At 59.8% G+C, this 18,876-nt stretch carries 20 protein-coding genes; 3 read left to right on the top strand and 17 right to left on the bottom strand.

Annotated features, from left to right (window positions below; genetic code table 11):
- Positions 1-76: 76 nt before the first annotated feature.
- Positions 77-259, top strand: coding sequence for a hypothetical protein (locus tag FHT86_RS37335; protein ID WP_133704776.1), 183 nt, complete (start codon positions 77-79; stop codon positions 257-259).
- Positions 260-267: 8 nt separating this feature from the next.
- On the opposite strand, the gene atzF is transcribed toward FHT86_RS37335, so the two are convergent.
- From atzF to FHT86_RS37285, 10 genes are read right to left on the bottom strand one after another with little or no spacing between them, the layout of a single operon-like run.
- Positions 268-2,097 carry an allophanate hydrolase gene (atzF, locus tag FHT86_RS37330; RefSeq protein WP_133704777.1) on the bottom strand — a complete coding sequence of 610 codons (1,830 nt, stop codon included), beginning with the start codon at positions 2,095-2,097 and terminating at the stop codon, positions 268-270.
- The gene (locus FHT86_RS37325; protein WP_133704778.1) at positions 2,094-2,447 is read right to left on the bottom strand and encodes a cupin domain-containing protein; all 354 of its coding nucleotides are present in this window, start codon (positions 2,445-2,447) and stop codon (positions 2,094-2,096) included. Before FHT86_RS37325 ends, atzF begins: the two co-directional genes overlap by 4 nt.
- Positions 2,440-3,105 (bottom strand): cysteine hydrolase family protein, encoded by a 666-nt coding sequence (locus FHT86_RS37320; RefSeq protein ID WP_133704779.1) that lies wholly within the window; start codon positions 3,103-3,105, stop codon positions 2,440-2,442. The genes FHT86_RS37325 and FHT86_RS37320 overlap by 8 nt, the downstream gene beginning before the upstream one ends.
- The gene (locus FHT86_RS37315; RefSeq protein WP_133704780.1) at positions 3,105-4,655 is read right to left on the bottom strand and encodes an ABC transporter ATP-binding protein; all 1,551 of its coding nucleotides are present in this window, start codon (positions 4,653-4,655) and stop codon (positions 3,105-3,107) included. The genes FHT86_RS37320 and FHT86_RS37315 overlap by 1 nt, the downstream gene beginning before the upstream one ends.
- A gap of 1 nt (position 4,656) precedes the next feature.
- Positions 4,657-5,712, bottom strand: a complete 1,056-nt coding sequence (locus tag FHT86_RS37310; RefSeq protein WP_133704781.1) for a ring-opening amidohydrolase — start codon at positions 5,710-5,712, stop codon at positions 4,657-4,659.
- The gene (locus tag FHT86_RS37305; protein WP_133704782.1) at positions 5,712-6,413 is read right to left on the bottom strand and encodes a cysteine hydrolase family protein; all 702 of its coding nucleotides are present in this window, start codon (positions 6,411-6,413) and stop codon (positions 5,712-5,714) included. Before FHT86_RS37305 ends, FHT86_RS37310 begins: the two co-directional genes overlap by 1 nt.
- 10 nt (positions 6,414-6,423) lie before the next feature.
- Positions 6,424-7,440, bottom strand: coding sequence for a formamidase (locus FHT86_RS37300; RefSeq protein WP_133704783.1), 1,017 nt, complete (start codon positions 7,438-7,440; stop codon positions 6,424-6,426).
- A 13-nt stretch (positions 7,441-7,453) separates the two neighbouring features.
- The gene (locus FHT86_RS37295; RefSeq protein WP_133704784.1) at positions 7,454-8,380 is read right to left on the bottom strand and encodes an ABC transporter permease; all 927 of its coding nucleotides are present in this window, start codon (positions 8,378-8,380) and stop codon (positions 7,454-7,456) included.
- On the bottom strand, positions 8,380-9,528 hold the full coding sequence (locus tag FHT86_RS37290; RefSeq protein ID WP_133704785.1) for an ABC transporter permease: 1,149 nt from the start codon (positions 9,526-9,528) through the stop codon (positions 8,380-8,382). Before FHT86_RS37290 ends, FHT86_RS37295 begins: the two co-directional genes overlap by 1 nt.
- Before the next feature lie 21 nt (positions 9,529-9,549).
- Complete coding sequence (locus FHT86_RS37285) at positions 9,550-10,677, bottom strand: BMP family ABC transporter substrate-binding protein (RefSeq protein WP_133704786.1); 1,128 nt, start codon at positions 10,675-10,677, stop codon at positions 9,550-9,552.
- 322 nt (positions 10,678-10,999) lie between these two features.
- Here FHT86_RS37285 and FHT86_RS37280 point away from each other — a divergent pair, with 322 nt between their 5' ends.
- Entirely contained in the window at positions 11,000-11,680 is a 681-nt protein-coding gene (locus FHT86_RS37280; RefSeq protein WP_133704787.1) for a GntR family transcriptional regulator, read from the top strand.
- 305 nt (positions 11,681-11,985) lie between these two features.
- Here FHT86_RS37280 and FHT86_RS37275 read toward each other — a convergent pair whose 3' ends face one another.
- The 4 genes from FHT86_RS37275 to FHT86_RS37260 all read right to left on the bottom strand — a co-directional run bounded on the left by FHT86_RS37275 (position 11,986) and on the right by FHT86_RS37260 (position 15,369).
- On the bottom strand, positions 11,986-12,924 hold the full coding sequence (locus tag FHT86_RS37275) for an SPFH domain-containing protein (RefSeq protein ID WP_133704788.1): 939 nt from the start codon (positions 12,922-12,924) through the stop codon (positions 11,986-11,988).
- Between the two features lie 659 nt (positions 12,925-13,583).
- On the bottom strand, positions 13,584-14,216 hold the full coding sequence (locus tag FHT86_RS37270; RefSeq protein ID WP_246779848.1) for an isoprenylcysteine carboxylmethyltransferase family protein: 633 nt from the start codon (positions 14,214-14,216) through the stop codon (positions 13,584-13,586).
- Positions 14,217-14,333: 117 nt separating this feature from the next.
- Entirely contained in the window at positions 14,334-14,795 is a 462-nt protein-coding gene (locus FHT86_RS37265) for a GbsR/MarR family transcriptional regulator (protein WP_166656699.1), read from the bottom strand.
- Positions 14,796-15,018: 223 nt separating this feature from the next.
- Entirely contained in the window at positions 15,019-15,369 is a 351-nt protein-coding gene (locus FHT86_RS37260; RefSeq protein ID WP_133704790.1) for a nuclear transport factor 2 family protein, read from the bottom strand.
- Between the two features lie 16 nt (positions 15,370-15,385).
- Between FHT86_RS37260 and FHT86_RS37255 the strand changes: the two genes are divergently transcribed.
- The gene (locus tag FHT86_RS37255) at positions 15,386-15,592 is read left to right on the top strand and encodes a hypothetical protein (protein ID WP_133704791.1); all 207 of its coding nucleotides are present in this window, start codon (positions 15,386-15,388) and stop codon (positions 15,590-15,592) included.
- Positions 15,593-15,597: 5 nt separating this feature from the next.
- On the opposite strand, the gene FHT86_RS37250 is transcribed toward FHT86_RS37255, so the two are convergent.
- From FHT86_RS37250 to FHT86_RS37240, 3 genes are all read right to left on the bottom strand, one after another.
- Positions 15,598-16,428, bottom strand: a complete 831-nt coding sequence (locus FHT86_RS37250) for an oxidoreductase (RefSeq protein ID WP_133704792.1) — start codon at positions 16,426-16,428, stop codon at positions 15,598-15,600.
- 77 nt (positions 16,429-16,505) lie between these two features.
- Positions 16,506-18,083, bottom strand: a complete 1,578-nt coding sequence (locus FHT86_RS37245; protein WP_133704793.1) for a tripartite tricarboxylate transporter permease — start codon at positions 18,081-18,083, stop codon at positions 16,506-16,508.
- On the bottom strand, positions 18,080-18,535 hold the full coding sequence (locus FHT86_RS37240) for a tripartite tricarboxylate transporter TctB family protein (RefSeq protein WP_133704794.1): 456 nt from the start codon (positions 18,533-18,535) through the stop codon (positions 18,080-18,082). The genes FHT86_RS37245 and FHT86_RS37240 overlap by 4 nt, the downstream gene beginning before the upstream one ends.
- Positions 18,536-18,876: the final 341 nt, after the last annotated feature.

The raw sequence follows: 18,876 nt of genomic DNA, 5'->3' as shown, positions 1-18,876 counted from the left end.
GTCGGCGATGGTAGTATCCGGCGAGAGGGCAGCGAAATCGAGGGTGTTCAACTCGTTCCAGTAAAATGGCGTCGCCATGGCCTTGCCCCTCTTGGTCTATTCAAGACATGGATACGGCAAGGATGATCCACTCGAAAATCATCAATTTGTGCCCGTGCCGCTGCCTTTTTGCGTGCGGATTGCAGAATGCGTCGAGATGACAAAACCATCAACCGGCATCGTCTCTGATACCGACCGCTTAGGTTTGGGTCAGCCGTAAGTGATCGTCTAGGAGGCAGTTCTCTCGAACTTCAAGGCGCTCTGCTTGCCCTCGACATAGGCACGCCATCCCCCATGGCTCGTGATATCGAGGGCTCCCTTGAGCGCAGTCGCTTCCGCCAGAAACCCCTTGGCTGCCGTGCCGTCGGCGAGACTGATCGTGCCGATGCCAAGTGGGGCTGGGATAGCGGCGACGAACTGGCCGAAGGCAGCCGGCGTCAGCTGCCAGATCTCGACTTCGATCTCCCCGCCTTTGTCTTCCTCTACGCGGATCAGCCCGGGCTTGGCCGGCTGCTGCCCCGCAAGCTCGTAAAGGCGATAGGAGGCCGAGGTTCGACCCTTGGATAAGAAACGGGCATCGAGTTCACGAAGCTGGCCGTTCAGCGGCATGCCGGAGAGATGAGCGCCGACGACGACAAGATTGATCAGCCTGTCACTCGGAATGGTGGATGAAGCGATCGGCGATGCCGGCCATCCCGTTGCACCAAGCGTCAATCCGCTTGCCTGATGGATATCGCGGGCAAGCGCCGCTGTGAGCCCATCGCGCCCGGAGCGGGCAAGCAAGGTCACGCTTGCCGGTAGGCCATCGGATCGCGTTCCGGTCGGCACGGCAATACCGCACATATCGAGCAGATTGACGAAGTTCGTATAGGTACCGAGGCGGGAATTTTCGCGGATCGGTTCCGCGTCCAGCTCCGCGCGCGTATAGTGGCGCGGTGCGGTGGGAACGCAGAAAAGGTCGACGCTGTCGATGACAGGTGCGACTCTTCGCTTTAGTGCCTGCAGCGCATACAGGCCGTTGAAGGCGTCAGCAGCCGATAGCGTCTTTGCGCCGGCATAGATCTTTCGCGTCACCGGATGAAAGCTTTCCTCTGTGATATCGAAGAAATCCTTCACTGCGGCATAGCGCTCTGCCACCCAAGCGCCCTCGTAGAGCAAGTTCGCAACCTTGTAAAAGTTGCCGAAGGGAATCTCGATCACCTGATGACCGAGCTTCACGACGGCAGCGATGGCGTCGTCATAGGATGCCTCCATCGCATCATCACCAAAAAACTGCCGGTCGGCCTTTGCGGGCACGCCGATCTTCAGGACCGGAGGCGTCGCGCCGAAACCGACGCGCGGAATCGATTTCGAATAGGCATCGGCATCATCGTAGTGAGCAACGATGGAAAATGCCTTCCACGCATCGTCGACGGTCAGGGCGAAGATGGACACACAATCAAGCGTGCGACAGGCCGGAATGACCCCTGAGGTCGAGAGCGCGCCGACGCTGGGCTTAAGGCCGACAATATTGTTCAGGCCGGCCGGAACTCGTCCCGAACCGGCGGTGTCGGTGCCGAGCGCAAGGCTGACGATCCCTTGCGATGTTGCGACCGCCGATCCCGAGCTCGATCCGCCGGGCACCAGCGTCGGATCGATCGCGTTGCGGGGGATAGGATAGGGCGAGCGCACGCCGACTAAGCCCGTCGCGAACTGATCGAGATTGGTCTTGCCGATCGCTAACGCTCCGGCCTCTCGCAAAAGACGGACAACGGTCGCATCCTTTTGTGCCACGTAGGCATAGTCCGGGCATGCGGCGGTCGTCGGCATGCCTGCGACGTCGATATTGTCTTTGACCGCGAAAGGAATGCCCCATAGCGGCTTTGCCGCCGGATCAAAGGCACCGAGAACGGCTGCCTGGGCAAGCAGGTCCCGCTTGTCCGCGAGGTGAATGAAGATGCCGGGATCATCGACCTCGCCAATGCGGGCGAAGACCATCTCGATCATGTCGGCTGCGGTGCCACCTTGCCTATAGAATTCGTGGAGGGAGACGATGTCGAAGGGTAGTCCGGCTCTCATACTGCTTCTTCTTCCAGTATTTTGACAGGCCGATCCCATTGGATCAGCACGACACAGCCTTCATCGCTCCAGACCGAATGCTCCGTGCCGGCCGCATTGACGATATAGCTGCCTTTGACGTAGTCGCCGGTCTCGTCGGATTGGGTACCCTCGAGCACCAGGATGGTTTCAAGACCCTCATGCCGGTGCCGCGGAACGGATGCGCCGGGCTCGTATTTCAATAGCGCTACGCCAGGTTGATCGCCAACAAAGGGCTGGATCCAGTGAATGGTGACATTGCCGCGGAAGGGAGCGAAGGCAAGTTCCTTCCAGCCGCCTGATGTCAGCTGGGTACGCTTCGTCTCAGGCATTGATCGCCTCCAATATGTCATCGATATGGGCGGTCCAACCAACGATCGCGCCCTGGGCGCGGATCATGGCAATGGCCACCGACTTGAATTCGGGGAAGTAGCTCTCGGTCGCCTCTTCGCAGAGAAGGCATTCATAGCCGCGGTCATTGGCCTCGCGCATCGTGGTCTGGACGCAGACCTCCGTCGTGACACCTGCGAAGACGAGTTGCTGAATTCCCCTCTGCTTGAGGACATCACCAAGCTCGGTCGCATAGAACGCGCCTTTGCCGGGTTTCTCGATGACGACCTCGCCGTCGACCGGTGCGAGTTCCGAAAGGATCGCAGTTCCCGGCTCTCCTGCGATCAGGATGCGACCCATCGGACCCTCGTCGCCGATCCGAAGCGATGGATTGCCGCGATTGCGCTTGGCGGGCGGTAGGTCCGACATGTCGGGCCTGTGGCATTCCATCGTGTGGATGATCGGCAGGTCGGCATCGCGAAAGCCCTGGATCAGGCGTTTGACGTCGGGCACGATCTTGGTGATGCGGCCGACATCATTGCCGAGGCTCGCGCCGAAGCCACCGGGTTCGGAGAAATCACGCTGCATGTCTATCACGATGAGCGCGAGCGCATCGCGCTTCATCGGAAATGCGAAAGGTTCTGCCTTGATGCTTGTCATCAATGATGTCCCGCCATGTAAGCGCCGATGACGCCAATATCGGCCGAGCGGGCCGGTGTCTCATAAACGAGCTTGCCTTCCGAAATCACCATGATGCGGTCCGACATTTCGAGCAGCTCGTCCAGGTCCTCTGAGAGCAGCAGCACCGCGGTTCCGGAATTGCGGGCGCGCATAATGCGGGCGCGGATTTCGGCGACAGCGGAAAAATCGAGCCCGAAGCATGGGTTGGAAACGATCAACAGATCGACCTCGCCCGTCAATTCGCGTGCGAGCACCGCACGCTGGACGTTGCCGCCGGAAAGTGCCGCAATCGGCGAGGATGACGAAGCGGTCTTCACCTTGAAGTCGGCAATCAGCGTGGTCGCGCGCTTCTTCATCTTGGCGGAATTCAGCCAGATCGCATCTTTGCCGTCTTCCTTGAGATCGAAGGTACGGAAGGCGAGGTTTTCGCTGACCGTCATCTTCGGGGCGCAGGCATTCTGCAGCGGTTCCTCAGGAATGAAACGGACATTGTTCTTTCTTGTTTCGGGGCGTGTTGCACCATAGTCCTCGCCGTTCACCATGATGCGGCCGGCATCCGTCGGACGCTGGCCGGCAAGGAGCTCCGAGAGCTCCTTCTGACCGTTGCCCGAAATGCCGGCTATGCCGACGATTTCGCCGGACCGCACCGTCAGATTGTCGATCTCAATGGTTTTCAGACCGGAGCGGTCCGGCGCCTTGACCTGTTCGACCATCAAAACGGGCTTTGCGGCCTCGCTGATCGGCGCGCGGTTGTCGAGTTCGGCAAGCTTGACATCACCGATCATCCTTGCGGCCATCTCAGATGTCGATAGTTCGCCGACGTTACCTGATCCAACCAGCTTGCCACGACGCAGGATGGAGACAGCATCGGCGAATTTCGTGACCTCATGGAATTTGTGGCTGATCATCAGCACGGTGAGCTCACCGCGCTCGGTCATGCCGCGCACGAGGCCGAGCATCTCGCCCGCCTCCGCCGGCGTCAGCACAGAGGTCGGCTCGTCGAGCACCAGGAAGTTGCGGCCCAGATAGAGCTGCTTGACGATCTCCAGCTTCTGCTTTTCACCGGCCGCAAGTTCGCTGACGGGCCGGTCGAGCGGGATATTGAATGGCATGCGCTCCATGAAGCCGGCCAAGTCCTTGCGCTCTTTCGCCCAATTGATGATTGCGGGCACTGCGGCGCGGCTAATGACCAGGTTCTCGGCGCCCGTCAGCGACGGCACAAGAGTAAAATGCTGATAGACCATGCCGAGGCCATAGGTGGCGGCGTCTTTCGGCGAAGCGACCGAGACTTCGCGGCCTTCGACCGAGAGCGATCCCGCGGTCGCCTGATAGAACCCCATGATGCATTTGACGAGCGTCGACTTGCCGGCGCCGTTCTCGCCCAGAAGCGCGTGAAACGTGCCTGCCGGGATCGAGACCGACACATTGTCGAGCGCCGTGAAACTGCCGAACCGCATGGTCATGCCCAGCGTTTCGATACCGACGGCTTTGCCGGCCTGCGGGAGTGGTGTGTCGCGCACGATGCTCACGTCATGGCTCCTTTTCGACGATAATTGCGACGGGCCCGCCGCCAGGCGGACCCTGATGTTCGGCGCCGCCGGATACGAAAATGTCCGTCATGCCGAAGAGGCCGGCAAGCACGCCGCCGACAAAGGCGCGGGCGTGACGCGTGCCGGAAATATCGGAGTCGTCGAGCATCGTATGTCGCCTGCCACCGACGCTTCCGGACGGATCAGGCTCGGCTTTGGCAAGAACCGCTGCCAGCCTGCTCTTTTCCGGCAGCCGCTCCCAGGCTTTCCTGATCGAGAGCGTATCGATCGCATCTTGCATGACGGCGTGTTCGATCGAGAGAGGCCCGGACCATTTCGAGCTCATGCCGAGGACGATGATCTCGTGGTCGGTCAGTTCGACGCCCGCCGATGTCGAAGCGCAACGAGAGAAGAGATCGAAGCGGGAGCAGACATCGGCATCGTTGATCTGCTCCGTGCGTATCTCGTTAAGCGCTACGGCGACGCCGAGCGCCGAGGCTCCACGTGACAGGCTCATGGATTTCAGCGTATCGCGGGTGGCAAGCGTCTTGCCCCCCGCTTCCGCCTCGGTGATGCGGCGAAGCGTCAGGAGTGGGCATTTGATCTGGACGAAATGCACGTCGCGGGGATCGTCAATACCGGCATCGCGCATCGCCTTACGCACGCCTTCGGAAACGAGCAGCACCTGTTCGTGTCGGCCCAGATGATGGGCCGGCAAGGACGGCGTGCGGGCAACGCCGATCGCCAGCGAGCGCTCGGCCGGAGCGTCCACCATCTCCCGCGCGAAGATCGTCCAATGCGGTGATAGCGCGCCTTCCGTGCCGCCCGACATGACAAGCGAGACGCCCTCGACACCGTGCTTCTGAAAGAGCGTTTCGAAGCTGCGGGTGGCAAAGCCGCGGGTGAAATCGTTGACGCAGCCGTTGCCCTCCGTCTTGCCGAGGACCGCCACGATGTTGCGCGGCGCAATGCCACTGGCAATCAGCGCTTCCACCCCTGAAACGTCGTCAGGGCCGGCTGCCGGAATACGAAAGACCTGGGCGCGCAGCGATGGCATCAGGGCAGCGCCTCGATCAGAGCCGTCGAATTGGAGACGGAACCGAAGACGCCACCTTGCATCTTGACCATCTTGATGGCCGCAAAGTGATTGCCATAGTCGGTCGCGCCGCAGCAGTCTTCGAGGAGCAGGCATTCGAAGCCGCGATCGTTCGCCTCGCGCATCGTCGTGGAGACGCAGACATCGGTGGTAATGCCGGTCAGGATGATGTTTTCGATCCGCTTCTGGTTGAGGATGAGTTCGAGATCAGTGGCGCAGAACGAACCCTTGCCTGGCTTGTCGATGATCACCTCACCTTCCAGCGGGTAAAGCTCGGGAATGATGTCCCAGCCCGGCTCGCCGCGGACGAGGATGCGGCCGCAGGGGCCGCTGTCGCCGATGCCCGCGCCGATGCGCTGCGAGCGCCAACGCTTGTTGGCCGGCAGGTCGGCAAGATCGGGGCGATGCCCCTCGCGGGTATGGATGATGTGATAGCCGCTGGCGCGCATGGCCGAAAGAACCTTCCTGATCGGCTCGATCGGCGCCTGGACCAGTGAGAGATCGTAGCCCATGTGATCGACATAGCCGCCCTTGCCGCAGAAATCGGTCTGCATGTCGATGATGATCAGCGCCGTATTGTCGGGCCGCAAATCGCCGTTATAGGGCCAGGCGTAGGGGTCGGCGCTGATATAATGTCCTTGGGTCTCGACGACGGCATCCATTTGGTCTCTCCTATTCGCCAGCAAGCTTGAATGTTTCGCCATAGCGGCGCTGCGGCTTTCCAAAGCCGCAAGAGGTCCCGTCGGTGACCTTCACCTTGTCTTCCCACGGCAAGCGGTACTGCCCAGCGATCAGGTCATGCATGTAGGTATAGGGCGCATCGCCGGCCCCGCCCGAGACCGCGACATAGCCGCGATGGGCGAACTGGTAGATATTGTTCTCGACGCCCCAGCCGAGGCGAGCCTCGCGCACCAGATCGGGGCGCACCTCTGCGGTTATGATCTCGTTGACGCGGCCCGACATGCCGTGGGCGATGATCGATCCGTCGAAATTGCAGATCATGCCTTCGCCCATGCTGTCGAATGTGCCGTCCGATCCGCACATGCAGACATTGGCGGTCACCATCAGATTGCAAAAGGCGTTCGACTGGTTGGTGAAACGCCAGCTCTCGCGGATCGGAGCGGTGTAGCCCGCGGTACGGATCATGATCTCGGCGCCTTTGTAGGCGCATTCGCGGGCCATCTCTGGAAACATGCCGTCATGGCAGATGATCAGCGCCAGCTTCGCGCCCTTCGGGCCGTCGATCACGGGAATGCCGAGATTGCCCGGCTCCCAGGGTTCAACCGGCACCCAGGGGTGCATCTTGCGGTAATAGAGCTTCAGCTCGCCCTGATCGTCAATGACGATGCCGGAATTATAGGGCATGCCACCGGGGTTGAGTTCCATGATCGAGAAGCAGCCCCAGATGCGGTTCTCCCGGCAGGCTTGTTTGAAGGCGGCGACTTCCGGGCCGTCGAGGGTGCACATGATCTCTGGATTGATGTCCATCGACAGGCCATGCAGCGCATATTCGGGAAAGACGACCAGATCCATGCCCGGCTGACTGCGGCGAGCCTTGCCGACCAGCTCGACGATGACCTGGGTGTGTTTCGCAAGGTCTGCCTTTGTGACTGTGACTGGAAGCTGCAACTGGACGAGGCCGATGCCGACGCCGTGCTCCGATTTGTTCAATCCGCCAAGACCGTTCATGGCTTCGCCCTTTCTATTTCGTTAGCGAGAGCGCGCTCGGCGCGCCAGCAAGCGAGCGCGTCGGCGAGGACGTGGCAATCAGGATCGCCAGCGTGAGCACGTAAGGCGCCGCGTAAAAGAGATAGTAGCCCTCGGTGACGCCCACCGATTGCAGGGCCGGGCCGAGGGCGCCTGCGCCGCCGAAAAGCAGAGCTGCGAGGAAGCAGCCGATCGGGTTCCAGCGTGCGAAGATGACGAGTGCGACCGCCATCAAGCCCTGTCCGGAGGATATGCGTTCGTTCCAGGAGCCGGGATAATAGAGTGACAGATAGGCGCCACCGACGGCTGCGAGCGAGCCGCCGACCGCTGTTGCGATCAGTCGGACCCGGTCGGGATGAATGCCCATGGCGCGCGCCGCGTCCGTACTGTCGCCGACGACCCTCAGAACGAGGCCGATCCGGGTGTTGCGAAACGCCCACCAGAGCAAAAAGGCCAGTGCAATGCCGACCAGGAACAGAACGTTGATATCGAGTGCCGCCCGAACGGGCGCAAGACTGGACCAGAAGCCGAACGGGATTGACGGAAGGTGCGGAGCAACAGGCTGGATGAAGGGCTTGCCGAGGAAGAAGGCGAGGCCGAGGCCGAACTGCATCATGGCGATGCCGATCGCGATATCATTGACCTTCGGCCATTTGCAGATCCATCCATGGACGCTGCCGAACACCGCGCCTGTCGCCATGGCGGCCAGCACCCCGAGCCAAGGGGAACCAGTCATGTCCGCAATGGCGTAGGCTGTCATCGCACCGAAGACCAGCGTGCCCTCGAGACCGAGATTGATGCGACCGGAGCGCTCGGTAATGGTTTCTCCGAGGCTCACGAAGATGAAAGGGGTGGAGACACGAATTGCGCCTGCGAGAATGGCAAGCGGTACGCCCCATATGCCGATAGCAGCGTCTTCCATCATGCTCCCCCTTTCGAAAGGGCAGGTCTTTTCCAGAGATCGGGATTGAAGATTCTGAAGCGGCCATAGAAGGTTTCGCAAAACAGGATCACGACGAAGAGCGTGCCTTCGAGCACCAGGACGGTTGCGTCGGGCAGACCCATGCGTCGCTGGATCAGGCCGCCGGCAGCGTCGATGCCGCCGAGAAAGAAGGCGACGGGTATGATCGCGAGCGGATTGTGCCGCGCAAGGAAGGCAACAAGGATGCCGGTATAGCCGTAGCCGGCGGCGAGCGAAGCATTGGCGCTGCCCTGCACCGCTGCAACCTCGATCATACCTGCCAGCCCCGCAAAGCTGCCGGCGATGGCGCTAAGCCCGCCGATCAGCTTGCCGACCGGCAGACCTTGGATCTGTGCGGCGCGGACGTTGCCGCCAGCGATGCGGGCGGCAAATCCGTAGCTGGTCATCTCGATCAGGATCCAGGAAATGACGCAAGCAACGATGCCGATGACGAGGCCCCAGTGGACATCCATGCCGGGAATGTTGCCCATCATGTATTCGGGCGGAAGCGGCTTCGTCGAAGGTTTGTTCAGGCTTGCGGGATCGCGCAGCGGCCCCTCGACGAACTGGTTCATCAGGGCGATGGCGATATAGGCCAGCAGCAGCGAGGAGATGGTCTCGTTGACGCCGCGATAATGGCGCAGAAAACCAGCCAGCCCGATCCAGATGCCGCCGACGACCATGGCAGCGACAGCCATCAAGATGAGGACGACGAAGACCGGAACAGTTCCAACCAGGGGCAAGGCAATTGCGGCGGCGGCAACGCCGCCCAGCACGACTGCGCCTTCTCCTCCGATGATGACAAGCCCCAGGCGGGCCGGAAGTGCGACGCAAAGCGCCGTCAAAAGCAGCGGCGAGGCGCGGCTGAGACTGTTCTGGATCGAGAACCAGCTGCCGAAGCCACCGGTATACATCAGCTGGTAGAGCACGGCCGGCGATTTGCCGACCGCCACGATAAAGAGGGAGAAGAGCGCCAGGCCGGCCAGAATGCCGACAAGCGTGATTGCCACCGGCTCGGCGCGCCGCGCCAGCCATTCAAGGACTGGACGCAACGATACCTGCCCGGCGGAGGCAATAGAGATTGCCGGATCGTCGACTTCAACCGTCATGGCGCTTCCTCCTCATAAGGATCAGGCGGTCGATCCAACAACGCCCTCGACCAGATAATCCATGCTTTCGAGTTCGATCGCGTCCTCGGCATAAGCCTTGCCGCCGTCGATGACCTGCTTGCCCTTGTTGTCCTTCAGCGGTCCCTTGAAGACCGAGAAGCCGCCAGCCATCATCTCGGCCTTGGTGGCCTCGAACGTCTTGCGGGACTCATCGGAGACGCCGGTGCCGAGCGCGCTCATTTTCACGAAGCCGTCCTTCAGGCCACCGCGAACGAAGTTCGGCAATGGCTGCCCTGCCTGCGCCTCCTTGATGAAATTGCTGTAGACGTTGCCCCACGCCCATTCGGCGCCAGTCAGATATTTTTCCGGAGCAAGCGGGCTCTGGTTGGCATGGTAGCCGCAAACGAACGCGCCGCGACCGGCGGCCGTCTGGACAACGACCTTCGGGCTATCCACGTGGCAGGTGATGACGTCGGCACCCTGATCGACGAGTGCGTTGGTGGCTTCTGCTTCTTTCACGGCAAGCGACCATTCGCCGGTGAAGATCACCTGGCAGGTAATCGCCGGATCGACCGAACGGGCGCCAAGCAGGAAGGCATTGATATTCTGCAGGACCTGCGGAATGGGCTTGGCGGCGACGAAACCGATCTTCTTGCTCTTGGTCGCATAGCCGGCTGTGATGCCGTTCAGATATTGGCCCTGGAAGATATAGCCGAAGTACGACCCGGTATTCGTCGGGTTCTTGTCCTTCTGCCAGAGGCCGCCGCAATGGCGGAACTGGATGTTCGGATATTTGGCAGCCATCGCCAGCATATGGGGTTCGAAGTAGCCGAAGGACGTCGGGAAGACGAGCGTAGCGCCGTCAAGATTGATCATCGACTCCATGGTCTTCTGGACGTCTACGGTCTCGGGGACGTTCTCTTCTTCAACGACGGTCATTCCCGACATCGCCTTGACGACCGCGGCACCTTCCGCATGCGACTGGTTGTAGCCGTAATCGTCCTTGGGGCCGACATAGATGAAGCCGACGGTCAGCGCCGTCTGGGCGGCGGCGCGAGACGCCAGAAGCCCGGGAGCGAGGCCGACAAGGGCGCCGGCTGCGGAGGTCTGGAGGAAATTTCGGCGGTTCATGGAGAGGAGTTTGGTCATCGCGGTGCTCCCTGGGGCGGTCGGCCGGTTAAATTGGTGTGCGGTAAAGTGTATGCAATGACCGTGCCAAATTTTAACTTATTGAAAATAATCATTTTATTTTTGATCTGCGGGCAGCGTTGTCAAAAGTGTATGCAGATTATGGATGCGAAAGGTCAAAAAATGAGCGGTGATTAAAAATGTGACTAAAATGCGTGGCGGGCAAAAGGGAGGTGTGTCGCAACCGCGGTTTACCAGTCGACTCTCAGCTATTTCGGCCTATTTGACTTTCCGGCGTCCACAATGCATCTGTATACACATAGACGACATGCAGATTGAGTCCGTGAAACAAGTCAGGCGCAAGGAAATCATCCGGGCAGGAACGACCGTCGAGCAGATGGTGCGGGCGATTGCTGATATGATCGTCACCGGTGTCATGTCGCCCGGCGACAAGCTCGACGAGATATCGCTTGCCTCCCGGTTTGACGTATCGCGCACGCCAGTTCGGGAAGCCCTAGGCCAACTCTGCGCCATGGGACTGGTCGGCCGCGAGCCCAATCGCAGCGCCGTCGTCACCAATGTGAACGAACGTCACTTGCACTCGATGTTCGAGGCGATGGCGGAACTGGAGGCGATCTGCGCGCGGCTTTCGGCACAGCGGATGACGATCGATGAACGGCATGCGCTGGAGGCGGAGCATCGCGCCTCGATGCAACTCGTCCATCGCCGCGCAGAGGAAGAATACGCAACTCATAATACCCAATTCCATACGCGTCTTTATCGGGGCGCCCATAATGATCACATCTACGATCTGGTGACCCAGACCCGGGCGCGACTTGCACCCTTCCGGCGTGCGCAATTCCGCCTTCCAGGCCGCCTTGCTAAGTCCTATGACGAGCACGACGTCATCGTGACGGCCATCATGCGCGCCGATGCCGCCGGAGCCGGCCAGGCTGCCTATTCGCACGTCTCGATCGTCAGCGATGCCAGCACGGTGTTTGCCTCCGCCAAAGAGGACGTTTGAGCAGCCGCGCTCTATTGCGAGATGGATTGCATCATGGTTTCGCCGCGCAACGTCCCGACTTGGTTTGCGAAATAGGTCTTCAGAGCTTCGGAAATGCGCCTGCGCGTTCAACGCACGGACCGGCGGCTTGCCGAGGAACAGGATCTGCAGGCCTCAGGGGCTCGCCATTATTTGTCAACGGTTGCCGCAACGCACTCTGGTATGACCACGGAAGAGTTCAACGGCCGCATCACGGCCGTCCGCCGCCGAGGTAAAACACGTAGGACGTCGTATGCTAGGTTGACCTCCTCAAACGCACCACTGCCTCATTTTTGGGCGTTATCTGCAGTGGATCGACTTTGATCCGTGGGTGGCAGATTGAGCATCGTCAGTGGATTCGATCCGCTCCCCAGCATTGTCGTGGGCATCGTCCCGTTCCAGCGGTGCGCCGTCTCATAGGCGACGACACCAGGGTTGGAAGCGACGGCGGCGCCGACCTGCTGAATGACCTTCGCTTGTGCGTCCCCCGTCAGCAGGGTCGCCTGTGCCGTGCCTTCAGCCTGCAAGATCGAGGCCTCACGTTGAGCACGCGCCTGAGCGATCTGCGCTTCGGCGTCACCGTTGGCTTGTGCGATGCGCACCGCCGCTTGCGCTGCAGCCTGCACCTTAGCCTGCTCTCCTTCATATTGGACTTTCGTGACCGTATTCTCCGCGCGAATGGCATCGTTTTTGGCTTGGACGGCGGCTTCGACAGAGGCCTGGAAGCTTGGACTGTAAGTGATGCTGCTGAGTTGAAGGTCGGTAATTTCTAGGCCGAATATGCTGCCAAGCGCCTCGGTAACGTTCTTGGTGATCTGAGCGGCTATTTGCTCGCGATTGGCGGAGATGCCGACGGTGTTCTGGGTCGCGAAGACGCGAAGCACCCTGTCGGAGAGTATCGGTCTGATGTTCTCGGTTATATCAACGTTTCCCGTGCGGCCAACCTGGTAGAGCAATTTCAATACGGCATTTGCCGGGATCCTGTAGGAGACCCCGAGGCTGACGGTAACCGCCTGGTTGTCGATCGTGTAGACGGTGAGATCGCTGAGATTGAAGGTATCAAGACTTGTCTGGATGGTATCGACGACATCAACAAAGGGTAGCTTGAAATGCAGACCTGGCCCCACGGGCTTGTCGGTGATCACTGTTCCCAAACGCCGCACGCCCGCCATTTCCGTTGGTTCGACGACATAGAAGCTTTGTGCCAGCAAACCTACGACGGCCACGATGGCCAAACCGCCCACAACTAGCCGCGTTGGCCCGAATGGGAATTGCGGAGCCTTAAATGAAGGCTTTGGCACTGAACCCCAGGGTCCTCTTTCGTTTGGCACGACTTCATCCTTTATGTATTCAAGCGATATTCTTTCTCAAAGCTCAAATGCGCCTATTTCGTGAAGGATAAAAGCAATTTATCTGACATTAATACATGTTTTATTAAATTACTTCTCGAATTTATACATTGTTTATATTCTACGCGCTTTTCACTATGGAAAATTAATGTGTTTGGACATGCTTGCTATGTTCTGATCGTACCAATTCCTGCGATTTAATCCGGGCCTGCCGCGCCATCGCTATTGTCTTCCGACGTCAAAAATTGACTCCGTTGGATGTCGCGCCGGTCGGCTACAAGAGGTTGCGGACTGTCGTATGTCTTAGATCAGGTCCGGGGAGACGACCCATTCCCCTCGCTAAGGACAGGACGTCAAGCCTACTAGCTCGGTCCCAACCCGCGAGGCCGACGAAGCGGTAGCGACGTCCGTGCGAATCTACAATCGACGCGGAGATCGGCCTTCCGCAAAGCTATCCGACGATAGGACCAACCACTCGCATGGAAACCAAATTTCGTTCATCCACGACCATGGATATGTGCGCTACTTCAGCCGCGTCACCAGATGAGCGGAATCAGGCGCCAACGTACGTGGCGCGCATAATCGTCATAGCCTTCGAGGCCCGTGCGCAGCGTTTTTTCTTCGATGCCGATCCGGATGCCGAATAGGAGGGCGAGGATGGGGACCGTCACAAGCCCCCACCATGATCCAAGCACGAACGAGGTACCCGCGAGGTAGAAGAGCGCCCCGAAATACATTGGATGGCGGACAATGGCATAAGGGCCTGTCGTGATGACCGCCTGCCCGCGGTCCTTTTGTATTTTCACGACCGGCGCCGCGAAGCTGTTCGCGCGCATGACCCAATATATGAACAAAACTGCTGCCAGAAGGAGGCCGCAGCCTGCCCACTGGGCGGAAAGTGGCATTGATGACCAGCGCCAGCGCGCCGCATCTGCCGCCATGAAACCCATTCCTCCAAATATGAGGAGCAGGATTGGGATGATAATCAGCTTGTCTGCGAACGGCTGATCCTTTTGCACAGGCGGCTTCAGGCGTTCTCTCAGCAGCCCGGGATCGACGCGCATCATGATTGTCCCAAAAACGATTGAGAGCGCAACCATCACACCCAGATAGAGCCACCCACCGCTGTAATCTATCGTGCCGGCAGCGGCAAAGATAATCGCACCCATGAAGCCGTACCAGACGATCGTCTGGGCGATAAGATTTAGAACGAGACCCATGTCTTGCCTCTCATGTCGAAGCTGTCGATTCTTCCGCGCGGCATGCGCGCCGCGGGAATTCACCCTTTACCGCGGGCGCCGGCTGCGCTTCCAGCGGCTCATGGCGTCTTCCATGGCGCCGCGCATCACCCGATAGAATTCCGCCATCTCCTCGAGACGTGCGTCTACTTCCTTGGACGAGACGATTCCGGCCCCGGCATTCAACTGCTCGGCCAATGCGTCGAGCAGCCGGTTCTGTTGTTGGATCATGGCTTCGTAGTCGTCGGCCACCGCGTAAAGCGCGCGCTTTGTTCCAAGCTCGGTGTGTCGACGCGCAAGCGTGTAGGTCTCCAACAAACGCGCCGCCACGCTTGCGCTGCTCTTGCTAATCCCGAGATCCTCGGTGATCTGGTCGAGGCTGACGGGGCGGGAGCGGAGAAGCAGATGGCCATAAAGCCGGGCGGCGATGGGCGGCACGCCCCAAGGCACGAGCAGCCGAGCCACATCCTCTACGAACCGCTGCTCGTCCTTGTGCAGTTTGTTTGACATATTTGGCATATCCCGAATATACAGAATGAAAGGCTTACGGCAAGCGTCAAACCCCGGAGAGGCTCATGCTTCCCTATCTTATTGCTGCGATCATTCTCATTGGGCTGCCGAAGCTGAAAGGCGCGCGTGAGCGCAGAGAGAGTCTTGGTGATCACCGACGGTCAAGGCTACGGCGCCGGCGGCCTGAGCTGCCATCGCCTGCAGTGCCACGGTAAGCTGATGCTTACGGGATTCGTGCTGCGTGTCGAAGGACAAGCAGCCACCGGCTCGCCTCACGCACCCATCCTAACACCACCTGTACATGCAGCGTGGCGTTCATGTCGACCTCAGCGCTCATCAGCGCGAAGTCGCCGTAGGCACGTGTTATGCCGCCGGGTCGTGGCACGATACTTTCATATCGGTAACGGTTCGCGGCAACGCTTGCCAGATAAGCCGGACGGTCTTCGACGAGCGCCGTCGAATGCACGAATATCAGATCGCTGTGCAATATGCCTTCAAGCGCGCCGATGTCTTTCCTCACCATAGCATCGTAGAGCGCGCGTTCGGCTTCGAGCAATTCGTATTCAACGGTCATTGGATCCTCAATTTACGTGGATGTTCTGTTTTGCGGCGATCTGCTTGCATTGATTGACCTCCGCCTCAACGCCCGTGGCGGCAAAAGCTATCACGGCTGCCAGAACGACAGTCCAAATTCCGGATCTCTGCATGCTTCTCCTCCTCCATTTTTTGTTTTATATGGTTTCGACGAAGAGGCGGCCCCGGCCTCCCCGGCCCTCTTCGTCATCGCCGGGGCTTGATGGGCTCAGGTCGGGAAATCCGCGTCGACCGCCACCTGCGTCCAGGTCTCCAGCTCTCGAAGCTGCGCTTGCAATTCGTCCTTCAGGCGCCGGCTTGCGTCGCGCCCCAGCACCAGGCGGAAAGGCGGGGTCTTCGATGCGAGAGCGTCAAGGATGGCATTGATGGCGCGAACGGGATCGCCGGGCTGATTGCCGTCGAGATTGCTGTTCTCCTTTCGGCGCGTGCCGGCGGTCGTCGCATAATCGGCGATCGGTTGCTTCGATTGCCGCAGCGAGCGGCCGGCAAAATCAGTGCGAAATCCTCCGGGTTCCACCAGCATCACGCCGATGCCAAGCGGCTCAAGCTCCTTGCGCAGAGCGTCGGAGATGCCCTCGACGGCGAATTTCGTGCCGGCGTAGAAACCAGACCCCGGCTGCGCCATGCGGCCGGCGATGGAAGACAGATTGACGATATGGCCACGGCGGCGCGCGCGCATATGAGGCAACACTGCCTGCGTTACGAACGTGAGGCCGAACACATTGGTTTCGAAGACCTTACGGATTTCCTCTTCTTCGCCCTCCTCCACTGCGGAGCGATAGCCATAGCCGGCATTGTTGACGAGCACATCGATCTCCCTGAACCGCTTGATCGCCTTGGCAACGACGCCGTTGATGGCCCCCCTGTCGGTGACGTCGAGTGCGAGCGCCAGGCATCGATCCGGATTTGTGGCCGCGATGTCGACAATATCGGCCGGGTTGCGCGCCGTAATGACGGCCTGCCACCCGCGGGAAAGAACCTCGAGGGCAAGCTGCCGGCCAAAGCCGGTCGAGCAGCCAGTAATGAACCAAGTCGGCATGTCACACCTTTCGTTTTCTCGGACTATTCGAAGAAGCCGGCGAGCCGGCACCTGATGAGCTTATATGGAGCGGGCCGTCATCCGGCTTGCTCGACTTCCACAACCGGCCGGCCTGCGGGGGAGGCTTTATCGGCACCGCTGAACAGGCTCGTTTTGCTGAAGTGTCTGCCTTTTCGGAGGCGTCGCAACCAGAAGAAGACCTGCAGCCCTACCATCAACACGCAAAGGCCAAGTATGACGGCGCAGATAGGGCTCAGGAATATCTTCGGATCACTGTAGGACACCAGCATCGCGCGCCTGAAATTCTCTTCGAACCGAGGACCGAGCACAAATCCCAGCAGAATGGGCGCCGGATGAAAACCCAGGAAGAGCAACAGGCAGCCGACAAGCCCGATGACAAGCGTCTCACCCACTTGGAAAAGATCGTTATTGGCGCTGTAGACGCCGACGCAGATGAAAAAAAGCGCGCAGGGATAGAGGAACCGATAGGGAATCGACAGCAGCTTCACCCAGACGCCGATCAACGGCACGTTCAATACCACCAACAGGATATTTCCAATCCAGAAGCTGGCGATGAATCCCCAGAAGATATCCGGATGCTCGGTCACAAGCTGTGGTCCCGGCGTGACCCCAGCCATGATGAGCGCCCCGAGCAGGAGCGCCATGACGCTGTCCCCGGGGATGCCGAGGCTCATGGTCGGGATGAAATCGCCCTGGACAGAGGAATGCGTCGATGCCTCCGGACAGGCGACCCCCTCGATCGCTCCATGGCCGAACCTTTCGGGCGTCCGCGATACGCGCTTCTCCAAAGCGTAGGAAACGAAGGACGCGATCGTTGGTCCTGTGCCTGGGATCAGCGAACACAGGCTTCCGACCAACGTGCCGCGGATCATCGGAAAGAATGCCTGCCTGAGTTCCGCGCGAGACGGCTTCATGTCGCGCATGCGGACATTCGTGTACCGTGTATTGACGGGCCCCATGCGGTTAATGCTCTTGACGAACTCGGCGACGCCAAACAGACCGAGCGTGATGGCAACGATTTCGAGACCGTTGTCTAGCTGCAGCAGGCCGAAATCGAACCGTGCGATGCCGGTGTTGACGTCCGTTCCGACCATGCCGAGAAGCAAGCCAAGCGTCGTCATAGCGATCCCCTTCAGGGGCGACCCCTTGGCGAGCGTCGACCCGGCGACCAGGCCGAGCAGCATAAGGGAGCAGATTTCCGCTGGCCCGAAATTGAGGGCGACGCGTACCAGGATCGGCGCCAGGAACACCATCTCCGTGATGCCGAACGAAGCGCCCACGAAGGATGCGATGATCGTCACCCCAAGCGCGGTGCCGCCTTTGCCCTGTTGCGTCAGCGGAAAACCGTCAAGACAAGTGACGGCATGCGGCGGATGGCATGGCAGGTTGAGCAGGATGGAGCAGATCGCTCCGCCATATTGCGCGCCGTAATAGATGCCGGCCAGCATCAAGATTGCCGCCACCGGGCTCATGCCGAAAGTGAGCGGCAGCAGGATCGAGATCGCCGCCATCACCCCCATGCCGGGCAAGACCCCAACAATATTTCCGAGAAGAATGCCGCAGAAACACATCAGCAGATTGTGGGGCTGCAGAGCGACGACGAATCCCTGGCCGAGATCTGAGAGAGCAGTCATCGTTGCAGGAAGCCCGGCAGCAGGGGTAGCCGTATCTGTAGCCCGTAATAGAAGACGGCTACGCCGAAGACCGTAACGCCGGCAGCAAGAAGCAGAACCTCCCGCAGTCGGTTGCCCCTATCGCCAAGTGCCGAGATGAAGACCACGGCGAAGGTGGAAACGATCAGGCCGCCCCGCGATGCGAGCAGGACGAAGACGACCATTCCGACAATGACGGCCACCAGGCCGCGCCAGTCCGGCCAAGCCAGCGCGTCGCCGGCGATCGCCGACACACCGATGCCATTCACGAGGATCAACAGGCCAAGGAGCGCCAAAACGCCTCCGAGAACGACCGGCATGAATCCCGGACCCATCTGGCTCAACGTGCCGACATCATAGGCCCAGCCGAAATAGGAAAAGGCGAACCCGACGACCATCATCAGGAAGCCGCCGGCGACGTCGCGACTGATCATGACTGCCCTCCTCCGGCTGTTCTGATCCGAATGTTGATAGCAAAGCCTAAAGCAATCAGACATTCGGTCTAATACCGATTCAAGACGGTGATGATAGCTTGACGGTATCGCGATCCGTGCAATTCCTCAGCCGGGCCGAGGAGGCCCGGGATGTTGCGATACGATCTCTGACGTCCGCAAGGCTCGCGGAATTGCCGTCTCCAGCCCCGATCGATTTAGAAAAGCTAAGGACCGGCACGCAATTCTGTATTGGACGCTATCGAAGATAGCTGGTCTTGCTGGGTTGTGCGGCGCTGTTTTTAGGCGCTTGGCAATCAGGAGAGATTTTCATGGCCGCGAAC

Origin of the sequence: Rhizobium sp. BK313 (assembly GCF_014193655.1) — a bacterium.
Lineage (GTDB): Bacteria > Pseudomonadota > Alphaproteobacteria > Rhizobiales > Rhizobiaceae > Rhizobium.
This window is presented reverse-complemented; position numbering and strand designations above follow the sequence as displayed.

Bases quoted from the DNA above. Each gene is read 5' to 3' on its own strand.
- FHT86_RS37335 (WP_133704776.1), top strand. From the start codon at position 77: ATGGCCTTGCCCCTCTTGGTCTATTCAAGACATGGATACGGCAAGGAT.
- atzF (WP_133704777.1), bottom strand. From the start codon at position 2,097: ATGAGAGCCGGACTACCCTTCGACATCGTCTCCCTCCACGAATTCTAT.
- FHT86_RS37325 (WP_133704778.1), bottom strand. From the start codon at position 2,447: ATGCCTGAGACGAAGCGTACCCAGCTGACATCAGGCGGCTGGAAGGAA.
- FHT86_RS37320 (WP_133704779.1), bottom strand. From the start codon at position 3,105: ATGACAAGCATCAAGGCAGAACCTTTCGCATTTCCGATGAAGCGCGAT.
- FHT86_RS37310 (WP_133704781.1), bottom strand. From the start codon at position 5,712: ATGCCATCGCTGCGCGCCCAGGTCTTTCGTATTCCGGCAGCCGGCCCT.
- FHT86_RS37305 (WP_133704782.1), bottom strand. From the start codon at position 6,413: ATGGATGCCGTCGTCGAGACCCAAGGACATTATATCAGCGCCGACCCC.
- FHT86_RS37300 (WP_133704783.1), bottom strand. From the start codon at position 7,440: ATGAACGGTCTTGGCGGATTGAACAAATCGGAGCACGGCGTCGGCATC.
- FHT86_RS37295 (WP_133704784.1), bottom strand. From the start codon at position 8,380: ATGGAAGACGCTGCTATCGGCATATGGGGCGTACCGCTTGCCATTCTC.
- FHT86_RS37290 (WP_133704785.1), bottom strand. From the start codon at position 9,528: ATGACGGTTGAAGTCGACGATCCGGCAATCTCTATTGCCTCCGCCGGG.
- FHT86_RS37285 (WP_133704786.1), bottom strand. From the start codon at position 10,677: ATGACCAAACTCCTCTCCATGAACCGCCGAAATTTCCTCCAGACCTCC.
- FHT86_RS37270 (WP_246779848.1), bottom strand. From the start codon at position 14,216: ATGGGTGCGATTATCTTTGCCGCTGCCGGCACGATAGATTACAGCGGT.
- FHT86_RS37265 (WP_166656699.1), bottom strand. From the start codon at position 14,795: ATGTCAAACAAACTGCACAAGGACGAGCAGCGGTTCGTAGAGGATGTG.
- FHT86_RS37260 (WP_133704790.1), bottom strand. From the start codon at position 15,369: ATGACCGTTGAATACGAATTGCTCGAAGCCGAACGCGCGCTCTACGAT.
- FHT86_RS37250 (WP_133704792.1), bottom strand. From the start codon at position 16,428: ATGCCGACTTGGTTCATTACTGGCTGCTCGACCGGCTTTGGCCGGCAG.
- FHT86_RS37245 (WP_133704793.1), bottom strand. From the start codon at position 18,083: ATGACTGCTCTCTCAGATCTCGGCCAGGGATTCGTCGTCGCTCTGCAG.
- FHT86_RS37240 (WP_133704794.1), bottom strand. From the start codon at position 18,535: ATGATCAGTCGCGACGTCGCCGGCGGCTTCCTGATGATGGTCGTCGGG.